This window comes from Domibacillus enclensis, from assembly GCF_900156125.1.
GTDB classification, from domain to species: domain Bacteria; phylum Bacillota; class Bacilli; order Bacillales; family Domibacillaceae; genus Domibacillus; species Domibacillus enclensis.
On sequence record NZ_FTLX01000001.1, the window covers coordinates 551729 to 563548 of the forward strand.

General features: G+C 47.0%; 14 protein-coding genes. All 14 read right to left on the bottom strand.

Going from position 1 to position 11820, the window contains the following annotated elements; translation table 11 throughout:
- Positions 1 to 218: 218 nt before the first annotated feature.
- Positions 219 to 1031 carry a pyruvate, water dikinase regulatory protein gene (locus BW952_RS02840; protein WP_045851004.1) on the bottom strand — a complete coding sequence of 271 codons (813 nt, stop codon included), beginning with the start codon at positions 1029 to 1031 and terminating at the stop codon, positions 219 to 221.
- A 21-nt stretch (positions 1032 to 1052) separates the two neighbouring features.
- Positions 1053 to 1691 (bottom strand): transcriptional regulator CcpN, encoded by a 639-nt coding sequence (gene ccpN / locus BW952_RS02845; protein WP_045851005.1) that lies wholly within the window; start codon positions 1689 to 1691, stop codon positions 1053 to 1055.
- A gap of 142 nt (positions 1692 to 1833) precedes the next feature.
- Entirely contained in the window at positions 1834 to 3903 is a 2070-nt protein-coding gene (gene glyS / locus BW952_RS02850; protein WP_045851006.1) for a glycine--tRNA ligase subunit beta, read from the bottom strand.
- Positions 3896 to 4786, bottom strand: a complete 891-nt coding sequence (gene glyQ, locus BW952_RS02855; protein WP_045851007.1) for a glycine--tRNA ligase subunit alpha — start codon at positions 4784 to 4786, stop codon at positions 3896 to 3898. The genes glyS and glyQ overlap by 8 nt, the downstream gene beginning before the upstream one ends.
- Before the next feature lie 283 nt (positions 4787 to 5069).
- Positions 5070 to 5843: a DNA repair protein RecO gene (gene recO, locus BW952_RS02860; protein ID WP_045851008.1), complete on the bottom strand. Its 774-nt coding sequence runs from the start codon at positions 5841 to 5843 to the stop codon at positions 5070 to 5072.
- A gap of 20 nt (positions 5844 to 5863) precedes the next feature.
- Entirely contained in the window at positions 5864 to 6772 is a 909-nt protein-coding gene (gene era / locus BW952_RS02865) for a GTPase Era (RefSeq protein ID WP_045851009.1), read from the bottom strand.
- On the bottom strand, positions 6762 to 7145 hold the full coding sequence (locus BW952_RS02870) for a cytidine deaminase (RefSeq protein ID WP_414735805.1): 384 nt from the start codon (positions 7143 to 7145) through the stop codon (positions 6762 to 6764). The genes era and BW952_RS02870 overlap by 11 nt, the downstream gene beginning before the upstream one ends.
- Before the next feature lie 30 nt (positions 7146 to 7175).
- Complete coding sequence (locus tag BW952_RS02875; RefSeq protein ID WP_045851011.1) at positions 7176 to 7544, bottom strand: diacylglycerol kinase family protein; 369 nt, start codon at positions 7542 to 7544, stop codon at positions 7176 to 7178.
- On the bottom strand, positions 7534 to 8004 hold the full coding sequence (ybeY, locus tag BW952_RS02880) for an rRNA maturation RNase YbeY (RefSeq protein ID WP_045851012.1): 471 nt from the start codon (positions 8002 to 8004) through the stop codon (positions 7534 to 7536). Before ybeY ends, BW952_RS02875 begins: the two co-directional genes overlap by 11 nt.
- Complete coding sequence (locus tag BW952_RS02885) at positions 7988 to 8977, bottom strand: PhoH family protein (protein ID WP_045851013.1); 990 nt, start codon at positions 8975 to 8977, stop codon at positions 7988 to 7990. Before BW952_RS02885 ends, ybeY begins: the two co-directional genes overlap by 17 nt.
- 25 nt (positions 8978 to 9002) lie before the next feature.
- Positions 9003 to 10133 (bottom strand): sporulation protein YqfD, encoded by a 1131-nt coding sequence (locus BW952_RS02890; protein ID WP_045851014.1) that lies wholly within the window; start codon positions 10131 to 10133, stop codon positions 9003 to 9005.
- Entirely contained in the window at positions 10123 to 10389 is a 267-nt protein-coding gene (locus BW952_RS02895; RefSeq protein WP_045851015.1) for a YabP/YqfC family sporulation protein, read from the bottom strand. The genes BW952_RS02890 and BW952_RS02895 overlap by 11 nt, the downstream gene beginning before the upstream one ends.
- 52 nt (positions 10390 to 10441) lie before the next feature.
- Positions 10442 to 10780: a hypothetical protein gene (locus BW952_RS02900; RefSeq protein ID WP_045851016.1), complete on the bottom strand. Its 339-nt coding sequence runs from the start codon at positions 10778 to 10780 to the stop codon at positions 10442 to 10444.
- Between the two features lie 56 nt (positions 10781 to 10836).
- Entirely contained in the window at positions 10837 to 11817 is a 981-nt protein-coding gene (gene floA, locus BW952_RS02905; protein WP_094031943.1) for a flotillin-like protein FloA, read from the bottom strand.
- Between the last annotated feature and the right edge of the window lie 3 nt (positions 11818 to 11820).

Genomic DNA, 11820 nt, shown 5'->3' on the forward strand with positions numbered 1-11820 from the left:
AATCGTATTTTGTAGTAATTCTACATACATGAAAAGAATCCTTCTTTCCGCACAAAAGTTCCTTAAAAAGAACACTTTGTTTAAAAAGCGCTTCAAAAGAGGGTTACATAGTTAGTTTATTCTTTTGAGGAGGGGTCTAAACCTTTTTCGAATACTTTTTATCACAATTTTCTATTATAGTACAATTTCACGAAAATGAAAAGTACATAATCAGGGGATTATGTACTTTTTCGGCTGCGGTACAAACTCATAATAATGTTCGCTGTTTCCTCTACCGCTTTGTTGGTCACATCGATCACATCACAGCCAATTTTTTCTGTAATTTCCTCGAAATAGGTTAGTTCTTTTTTGATGCGCTCTACGTCTGCGTAGCTGGCGCTGTCATCAAGGCCAAGTGAAATGAGCCTCTCCCGGCGAATGGAGTTTAACTTTTCCGGACTTATTTTCAAGCCGATGCATTTTTCTTTTGGCACTGAAAACAATTCCTGTGGCGGATCCACTTCCGGTACGATTGGAACGTTTGCCACCTTCACCCGCTTGTGTGCCAAAAACTGTGACAAAGGCGTTTTCGACGTTCTCGAAACCCCGATTAAAATAATGTCCGCTTTTAACAGTCCGCGTGGATCACGGCCATCGTCATACTTAACAGCAAATTCAATGGCGTCCACTTTCTTGAAATAATCTTCATCCAAGCGGCGGACAAGACCCGGTTCAAACAAGGGCTGCATCGCGTACATCGACTCCAGCTGATCCATTAGTGGACCGATCAAATCAAAAATTTTGATTTGATTTTCTTCTGCCTTCTCCAGCATGTACCGGCGAATATCCGGCTTTACGAGCGTATACACGATAATGCCTTTATCTTCTCTTGCCAGGCTGATGACTTCATCAATGTGCGTCGGGTCTTCCACATATGGAAACCGCTTAATGACGGCATGAGGTCCGCTGAATTGGCTTAAAGCTGCTTTCGTAACTAGTTCTGCCGTTTCTCCTACAGAATCAGACACGATATAAATAATCGGATCATTCACGTATGAGTACCTGCCTTTCTTTTAATGAGGATCGTCTGTTAAAGAAACAAATGCCCGTGTGATCGTTGTTTTGGTCACACGGCCAACCACTTCCTGGCCCTTGCCCGTTTTTTTGACAACCGGCACACAGTCAATTTGTTTGTCAAGCAGCGTCTTTGCTACATCAAGCAGCAAATCATCCCGCTCACAAACCGCTACGTTCGGCATGCGTGTCATGATAATGTTAACAGGCAATGAATTTAAATCCTGCTTGCCAATGCTTGCACGAAGCAAGTCTTTCCTTGATAAAATGCCGGATAAGCAAAAGGATTCGTCTACGACAAATAATGTGCCGACATCCTCGAGAAACATCGTCACAATCGCATCATACACAGTAGACTGCTCCTTCACAACGACTGGAACTGCTTGATAATCACGGACGAAAAGCTTCATGACACTTTCAGTCAACAGCTGTGTTCCGGACTTTCCGGTATAAAAATAACCAACGCGCGGACGTGCGTCCAAAAAGCCGGACATTGTTAAAATAGCCAGGTCCGGACGCAGCGTTGCACGGGTTAGTGAAAGCTGATCGGCAATTTGCTCCCCCGTAATCGGCCCGTTTTCTTTTACGATTTCCAGAATTTTTTCCTGCCGTTTATTTAATTCGATTGTCCTCACCACCCCGTCAAAATAAACCCCGTTGTTTTATTCCATCTCTTTATTATAGCTTATTTGAGCGGAATAAAGTGAAATTTCATCCCGTGGAGATTCTTTCCTCCACGGAATGGCAGTTGAACCAATCGGGCAGTGCAGAGTCAGCCTGTTACTTCACCAGAACAGCTGGCACCTCCGCAAAATCAAGGATGAATCGAGCGAGATTTTGCATAACAGCGAGACGGTTTTGCTTTAACGCTTCATCCTCCGTCATCACCATTGTGTGCTCAAAATAGCGTTCGATCGCTGGCTGCAGGGACGCAAGCAGATCATACCGGCTCTTTGCCGTTGTACCGCTTTGATTCCATTCGCCTTCAAGCTTCTTCAATTCATCGTACAGGTCTTTTTCTTGTTCATTTTCAAAAAGAGCTGGATCCACGCGCAAAGGACCGTCTGCTTTTTTGGAAATATTCACAACGCGGCTGAGTGCCTCCATCGTCACCTTAAAGCCTTGTTCGTCTTTTTGGCTCATTAACACATTCGCTGTTTCCTGCATGTCAGACAGCGTACCGGTTTTGCTTAACACCGCATCGATCAAGTCGTAGCGAATGCCTTTTTCCTGCAAAATATGCTTGACACGCAAAGCGAAAAAGGCTGTTAATTCGTCTTGAAGCGCTTCTGCTCCTTTGTCGCCGACTCCGTCTGCTTTCACTTCTTCAATCGCAGCTGTCAAAACGTCTGAAAGAGCCACATTCCAGTTGTGTTCCATCATCGTTTGAACAATACCCGCTGCCTGGCGGCGAAGCGCGTATGGATCCTGAGAGCCTGTGGGAATGATGCCGACAGCAAAACAGGAAACGATTGTATCCAGTTTATCCGCAAGGCTGACCAGTGCCCCGGCTGCTGTAGCAGGAACGTGATCATCGGCAGAGCGAGGCATATAATGCTCATTTATGGCCACGGCAACTTCTTCTTTTTCGCCTTTTTGGCGGGCATACTTCTCTCCCATCACACCTTGCAGTTCAGGGAACTCATACACCATTTGTGTGACGAGATCAAACTTGCAAATTTCCGCTGCCCGGTCTGCTTGTTTTTTCACATCTGCCGACACACCGAACTGCTTGGCAAGACGGTTTGTCACACGGCGAATCCGGCCCACTTTTTCGGAAAGGGTCCCGATTTTTTCGTGATACACAATTCGTTCCAGCTTCTCAAGTGAATCGGAAATAGGTGTTTTTTGATCTTCTTTATAAAAGAAATCGGCGTCTGCCAGACGGGCACGAAGCACCTTTTCATTGCCCCGTGCTACTTTTTCAATCGCATGGCTGTTTCCGTTGCGAACTGTCACGAAATGAGGAAGAAGAACACCTTCAGCGCTTCTCACCGGAAAATAACGCTGATGCTCTTTCATAGATGTAATGAGTACTTCCTCCGGCAAATCAAGGAACTCTTCGTTATAAGAGCCTGAAAGCGCCGTTGGATACTCGACCAGATTATTGACTTCCTCAAGCAGGGATTCGTCCACCGGAATCGTCCATCCATTTTGCTTCTCCAGTTCTTCCAGCCCTGTTACAATCATGCGGCGGCGTTCATCCGGATCGGCAATGACAAATTGCTCCTTTAATGTGCTGACGTATTCATCGGCTTCGATTATTACAGCCTGTCCGCCTAAAAAGCGGTGGCCGGACGTTGTATTTCCCGTTTGCACACCCGCTGCTTCAAATGAGACGACCTCTTGTCCAAACAACGCGGCGATCCACTTGATCGGGCGAACGTAACGAATATCATTCGATCCCCAGCGCATGTTTTTCCCGAAAGTCATTGACAGGATGACGTCCTTCAGCTCGGTTAAAAGAAGCGCGGTTTCTTGCCCTTCCACGAATTTTTTCACGTGAGCATATTCAATGCCTTTTATTTCTTTAAAGTAAATGTCGTCTGTGGACATGCCCTGGCCACGCGCAAATCCAGCGGCTGCTTTGGACCATTCTCCGTCTTCTGTCAATGCAATTTTCTTTGCAGGTCCTTTTGCTTCTTCATTCACGTCTGCCTGGGATTCGGCTACATCCTTGACGATCACAGCGAGGCGTCTTGGCGTGGAATAGGTTTTGACTTCACTGAATTCAATCGTCCGATCTTTTAAGAAAGCAGCTGTTTTTTCACCCAGCTGGTTCATCGACTGTGTGACGAAACGGGCCGGCATTTCCTCCAGGCCAATTTCAATTAAAAGATGTTTACTCATGATTGGATGCCCCTTTCCGGTTTAAAATCGGGAATCCTAATTTTTCCCGCTCTTCATAAAATGTTTTTGCGACCTGGCGTGCCAGATTTCTCATTCGGCCAATATAAGCGGTCCGCTCGGTAACGGAAATCGCCCCGCGGGCATCCAGTACATTGAATACGTGCGAGCATTTCAGCACATAGTCATATGCCGGGTGCACAAGTCCCTCGTCCATTTGGCGCTTGGCTTCTTTTTCATATATGCTGAACAGATTAAACAGCATGTCTGGATCGGACGTTTCAAACGTGTATTTTGAATGCTCAAATTCCGGCTGATAAAAAATGTCATGAACCGTAAAGCCATTTGTCCATTCCAGTTCAAACACATTTTCTTTTTCCTGAATGTAAGAGGCCAGCCGTTCAATTCCATATGTAATTTCAACTGAAACCGGCTTGCACTCAAGGCCCCCTACCTGCTGGAAGTACGTAAACTGGGTAATTTCCATTCCATCAAGCCATACTTCCCAGCCAAGTCCGGCACAGCCGAGTGACGGGTTTTCCCAGTTGTCTTCCACAAAGCGGATATCATGCTCAAGCGGATCGATGCCGAGTGCTTTTAACGAGTCCAGATACAGCTCTTGAATGTTATCAGGGGATGGCTTCATAATCACTTGAAACTGGTGATGCTGGTACAAACGGTTCGGATTATCCCCGTAGCGTCCATCTGCTGGACGGCGGGACGGCTCCACATACGCCACATTCCACGGCTCGGGTCCAATCGCCCGCAAAAAGGTGTAAGGGCTCATCGTTCCCGCCCCTTTTTCCACATCATAGGCCTGCATTAAGATGCAGCCTTGATCGGACCAATGCTTTTGAAGCGTTAAAATCATCTCTTGAATATTCATCTTTGTTCCTCCCTTTTATTCGAAAGCGCCAAACAAAAAAACCCGTCCCTATGTAGCACAAAAATGTGTACATAGGGACGGGTTCATCACCCGCGGTTCCACCCTACTTGCCGTATGGCCGCTTTCGTTAAAACGTGCTCCGGAGTGCCTGTTCAGCATGCTTCTTTATCCGGCTTCCACTGTCCCGGACTCGCTTGAAAAGAAAAAAATGCCTACTTGTTTCCTTCACTGCACTGGCTTATTGGTTTTGTCTATTAAAACGTAATGCAAAAAAGCAAATTTGTCAATCGCCCGGTTCATTCTTTTTAAACACATCTTCAAACCGCTCCATCTGCTCTAAAAAACGCCTCGCTTTTAAATACAAGCCGGCATATTCATCATAATACATCGATATCGCCGCTCGAAGTTCTTTTTTTGTTGATTCCTTTACATCAATCGAGCCAAGCCGATCTAAATCAAAAAAATAAAAAAGACGCAGCAGCCGGATAGCCGCCGGCGACAGGGGCAGGTAGTACGGATCTTTCTCAAAGCACCGGTGGCAAATCAGGCCGTTTTCACGAATGGAAAACCCGAATCGCCCTTCTGTTTCTCCGCAAACCGCGCACGATGACAGCTCCGGCCGCAGCCCGACCTGCGCAAGCATTTTCATTTCAAAAATATTGGTCACAATCGCCGGGTCCATCCCGTCATTAATGTGAGCGAGACTTTTGCGGACCAGTTCAAAAAGCGGTGCAGATCCTTCGCTGTCTTCTGTGGTTTTGTCGGTCAACTCTGTTATGTAGGCGGCATACGACGTCTTCAGCAGGTCTTCCCGGATATGCCGCATCGAGTCCAGCGCTTCGCCTTGCTGCATCGTGACAAGCCCTTTTCCGCCCTGTACGAGGAAATAGCCGTGTGTAAACGGCTGCGTCACACCCGTCAGCCGGCTGTTTGTTTTTTTTGCTCCTCTGGCCATTGCCGCCCTTTTCCCTTTTTCCCGCGTCAGCATCGTGACAATTTTGTTGCTTTCACCGTAATCATTTGTCCGGAGCACGATGCCTTCCCATTTTTCAAGCATTCGCTTCACTCCTCAAGGACTTAGTATTCGTCTTCTTTGAACCCGAAGTCACGCAAATTGGAGGCTTTATTGCGCCAGTCCTTCTGCACCTTTACCCATAGCTCCAGAAACACCTTCGAGCCGAGTAAATGCTCAATGTCCTGGCGCGAGCGCTTGCCCACTTCTTTTAAAAGAGCGCCCTGCTTGCCGATCACGATGCCTTTTTGCGAATCGCGCTCTACGACAATTGTTGCCATCACATCGATCATATCCTTGCCTTCGCGCTTGGAAATTTTGTCAATGACTACGGCAATGGAATGCGGTACTTCTTCTCTTGTCAGGTGCAGCACCTTTTCACGGATTAATTCCGACACAATAAAGCGCTCCGGATGGTCTGTTACTTGATCCGCCGGGTAATACTGAGGGCCGTTCGGCAGCATTTTCTGAATTTGCTCGAGAAGACGGTCAACATTGCTGCCTTCAAGCGCTGAAATCGGCACGATCTCGGCAAACTCAAGAAATTCCTTGTACTGCACGATCAGCTCCATCAGCTTGTCTGGGTGAATGCGGTCAATTTTGTTGATCACAAGGAAAATGGGGGTTTTTACGTCCTTCAGCTTCTCGATAATAAACTCATCACCGCCGCCAAAGCCTTCCTCTGCGTTGATCATAAAAAGAACAAGATCCACTTCGCGAAGTGTATTCACCGCTGTTTTCATCATAAAGTCGCCCAGCTTGTGCTTCGGTTTATGAATGCCCGGTGTATCGATGAACACCATTTGCGCGTCATCTGTCGTTAAAACACCCTGAACTTTATTCCGGGTGGTCTGTGGCTTATCACTCATAATAGCGATTTTTTGGCCGATCACACGGTTTAAAAACGTCGATTTCCCAACGTTTGGGCGTCCTATAATTGAAATAAAACCTGATTTGTATTGTTTATTCTCCATTTAAATCCTCCGGTGAAAAGGCGCCCGGCAGAAGCTCTGAAACGGTCAGCGTCTGCACGTCGCCTTCTAAATTCGTTAAAATAACCGTCATATCAGGCGGGCATAGCTCTGATATAACCTGACGGCATGCCCCGCATGGCGGAACAGGCCGTTTTGTATCCGCGACAACGGCAATGGCCGCAAACTCCCGCGCCCCTTCAGACCATGCTTTAAACAGCGCTGTACGCTCAGCGCAGTTTACCACACTGTAGGCGGCATTTTCAATGTTGCAGCCGCCAAACACCTGGCCGTCCTTTGTCAGAAGGGCTGCGCCCACCTTAAAGTTTGAATACGGAACGTACGCCTGCTCACGCGCTTTTTTAGCTGCTTCCATTAGTTGTGTTTGATTCAAAGGAATCACTCCTTAAAATTTAGGTAAAAACAAAAGAACGCCAATGATAACGGCTATAAGAGAAAAAAAAAGCACCGCGCCGGCTGCCAGATCTTTTGCCATCTTGGCCAGCGGCTTGAATTCATTTGTGACGAGGTCCACCGTTTTTTCAATCGCTGTATTGATCATTTCGAGGGCAAAAACACCGCCAACTGTCAGCAGCAAAATGCACCATTCGATTTCAGACAGCCCGACAATAAAACCGGCTGCAGATACGAGTAGCCCTGCAGCCGCATGAACACGCATATTCGGCTCTTTCATCGCCAGCTTCAGCCCATTTCCGGCAAAGCGAAACGCGGCAGTGAGCCTTCTGATGCTAAACGTCCGTTTGTTATCGTTCAAGACCGTACGCCTTTAAAATATCATTCTGGCGGCTGAACATCTTTTTTTCGTCCTGTTCGTTCATATGGTCGTAGCCGAGCAGGTGCAAAAACCCATGGACGGTTAAAAAGCCAAGCTCCCGTTCAAATGAGTGGCCATATTCCTCTGCCTGCTCTTTGGCCCGGTCAATTGAAATAATAATATCCCCCAGCACTCTCGGCATATCCACACCTGTAATCTCAACTTCATCCTCGCCCATTTCTTCCAGGGCAAACGAAATGACGTCCGTCGGCTGGTCTTTCTCCCGGTAGTCACGGTTGATTTCCTGAATCCGATCATTTGTGACAAACGTAACGGACACTTCACTTCCGTCTGGCAAGGCTTCTAACTGAGCGGCCAGCTGAAGCAGGTCCGCCGAAAGCTTCTCTGCTCCGTGATCAAGCTGACTTGTTTCATCCAGAAAATCAATGACGAGAGCCATGTTGTTGATCTCCTTTTTCCGCTTTTTCGTAGGCTGTAATCACTTTTGCGACAAGTGGATGACGGACAACATCGGATTGGTTTAAATACACAAATGAAATGCCGGACGTATTGTCGAGAATACGCTCAGCCGACACAAGACCGGAAGCAGCACCCTTCGGCAAGTCAATTTGCGTTTTATCTCCCGTAATCACCATCTTGGAGCCGAAGCCCAGCCGGGTTAAAAACATTTTCATTTGGGCATTGGTTGTATTTTGCGCTTCATCCAAAATAACAAACGCATCATCGAGCGTTCGGCCCCGCATATAAGCGAGCGGTGCAATTTCAATCGTGCCCCGCTCAATCATCCGATCCGTGTGTTCTGCCCCCAGCACATCGTGAAGGGAGTCATACAGCGGACGAAGGTACGGGTCTACTTTTTCTTTTAAGTCCCCGGGCAAAAAGCCGAGGCTTTCTCCCGCCTCTACAGCAGGACGCGTTAAAATAATTCGTTTCACCTGACTGTTTTTAAGGGCTCGCACCGCCATGACAACCGCTAAATACGTTTTTCCCGTTCCAGCCGGGCCGATGCCAAAAACAAGATCCTTGCTTCGGATCGCTTCGATGTAATCCCGCTGTCCCAATGTTTTGATGCGAATCGATTTCCCTTTCGCATTTTTCGTGATTTCTTCCTCATATAGTTCATCTAAATAATCGATCGTGCCACTTTTCGCCATTTGCACAGCATTGATAATATCACGTTCGCTTATGTTAATTTTTTTGCGGATAATCGCGAGCAGCTGCTCCACCACAGCTCTTGCTTTTTCAACGTTTTCTGCAGTTCCTGATACATGAAGAGCTCCATCTCTCGTGACCATCTTAACATGGAATTCCTCTTCCATAATCGTTAAATGCCGATCTGAAACGCCGAACAACAAGACGGCTTCATTTTGGTCGTCAAGCGCGACCGCTGCTGACTTCAATTCTTCCTGCATTCAATCATTCTCCTTAGCTGGCACGTTAGTGAATAGCAATATTTTCTAGTACTTGGAAGTGTATAATCATCTTTACTTTACCATTTTCAACCCGCTTCTGTAAAACGTTTTCGCCTTCAATGACAGCTTCTCGAGGAAGCCTGGCCATTAAAGCCGCCCTGGCAGACTGAATCCCTCTCCACTCCTGCTCACTTGTGCTTTCACTCCATTCCGCTTGATGCAGGGCATAATCAGTTTTGGTTCGGACTGAAAAAGGAAGCTGATAGGAAAAAAAATGAAATACGTACTGTTTTTCCTCGGTTTGAAATGGCTTTGAAAAGGGTGCGGCCGTTAAAATAGTGTATTTTTCATTATTTAAATAGAAAAAAACATTTCTTCTTTTTTCTCCACTTCTTATTTTTAATCCATTTTCATCGAGCGTCACGGTGGCCTTATACCACGTTTCAGCGGTTACTGTACCGGAAGCAGGTGTTTTCTTCGATCCTGAGATCAGCCGGTCTCCCGCTTCAATAAAATCACCACGGCGAACCTTTGACACACCATATTCTACAAACAAATCCCTCACAACACCCGATTTCGCCGCCTTCATATGGCGGCTTTTTATGACCGGCGATTTCTCCTTTTTTTCAGCCGCTACCTCCACGTAATACACGGCCCCTTTTTTTTCAATGGTAAAGCGGGTCAGACCGGGAATGTCACGGGCAGCCTGTCTTGATAGCCGGTCGGTATCGAGCGGTTCAAATGTAACAGCTCCTTCCCGAATCCCTTCCTTTTTCAAAAACGCAAAAACATCGGCCTTCATTTCCTGGTCGGCTCCCTGTACATCAATCCGGATAATCATGGCCGATAACACAATCATGAAGATAAAAAAACAAGCACTCGTTATGATTAAAGGGGAATAGTGAGCAAGACGCTGGACGAAAAAAGGAAGCCCCTCTCTTTTTTCGAACCGGATCTTCCCTTTAAAATGACGCGCTTCACGACGAAGCGCTGCAACGTCCCGAACCGACAATGAAAAATGGACACTGTTATCCCGGCTGTAGTAAAGGTTTTTCAGCACAACCCCCTGCGCGTGGAGCCTGCCTGGAAACAGGGGTGCCTCGTCTCCTGTGACAACCACCACAATAGCACCTGTGAAAAAGAAATTAGCCGACATGCTTTTCCTTCAGACAAACCATCGAAATCGCGCCTTCAATGATGACTTCAGCCGGCAGAAGCTCTTTTACTTCCAAGGATTTCCCCTGTATATGAAGCGAGCCCCCCAGCAGCTGGATCAGCACCGTCTCGTCTGTGAATTTTTCAAGTTTTTCAGCGTTATAAACCATCACCTTGCTTCTGCCGAGCATGACAACCCGTGGAATCCGTCCAACAGCGTCTTCAGGCAGGCCGGCTATTTTCCCTATCCATTTCATAAAAAAACGCCCCTTTCTTTTTCATATATGTATGAAAAAGAAGGGGCAATCATCACTTTTTGCGTTTTGACTTCGGCGGACCCAGTACTTCTGAAAGGACAATTCCCTTGACTATATCTTCGCCTGTCCACGTATCAATCACTGAAATGGGTTCTTTTTTCTTGATCCGGCTTGGCCGAGTGCCTGCAGAGCGTGGCGGTCTTTCTTCGGCTGCTCTCGGTTTCGGCACGCTGGAACGATTTCGTTTTTCAGCGGCGACTGAAGCAGCGGCAGCTTTTTCTTTGCTTTGCTGCAGCTGTCCAGTCATCTCTTTTATTTTTCTTGCTGCTTTTTTCTTTGTTTCCTTTGACGCTTCCTGCTTTTCATTTTTGTTAAAAAACAGTGAGATCAAACCGGCAATAATGACAAAAATTAATCCTTCTATTGCGATGACCCCCTTACTTGAAATTAGTCTTGCTTATTGTCTTTTTTCTTATCACCAAGACCGCTGATCGCATCACGCATATCCGTATCCGCTGAAAGGTTTTGGATATTCAAATAATCCATAACACCGATGTTGCCTGCACGAAGCGCTTCACCCATCGCAAGCGGCACATCTGCTTCTGCTTCTACAACCTTCGCCCGCATTTCTTCTACGCGCGCCTTCATTTCCTGCTCTTTTGCTACAGCCATCGCACGGCGTTCTTCCGCTTTTGCCTGGGCGATATTTTTGTCCGCCTCCGCTTGCTCTGTTTGCAGCTCAGCTCCGATGTTTTTGCCGATATCCACATCCGCAATATCAATCGAGAGAATTTCAAAGGCCGTACCCGAATCAAGCCCTTTATTCAGCACGGTTTGAGAAATCATATCCGGATTTTCCAGCACTTTTTTATGGTGATCACTTGAACCAATCGTTGATACAATTCCTTCACCAACACGCGCGACGATCGTTTCTTCACCAGCACCCCCAACGAGGCGGTCGATATTCGCCCGTACGGTAATGCGCGCTTTTGCTTTTACTTCAATCCCGTTCATCGCCACACCAGCGATAAAAGGCGTTTCAATCACTTTCGGGTTTACACTCATCTGCACAGCTTCTAGTACGTCACGGCCAGCGAGATCAATCGCTGCGGCACGTTCGAATGTCAAATCAATATTGGCTCTGTGGGCCGCAATCAAGGCATTCACCACCCGGTCCACATTCCCGCCTGCTAAATAGTGGCTTTCCAGCTGATTAATGTTCAAGCCAAGACCCGCTTTTACTGCTTTAATGAGCGGATTAACAACCCGGCTCGGAATAACCCGGCGAAGACGCATCCCGACCAGTGTGAAAATACTGATTTTCACTCCGGCCGCCAGCGCAGAGATCCATAGTGCCACTGGGACCAATGTTAATAAGATACTTAATAAAATGATCGCACCCGCAATGGCTACGAGCAGTAAAATCATATT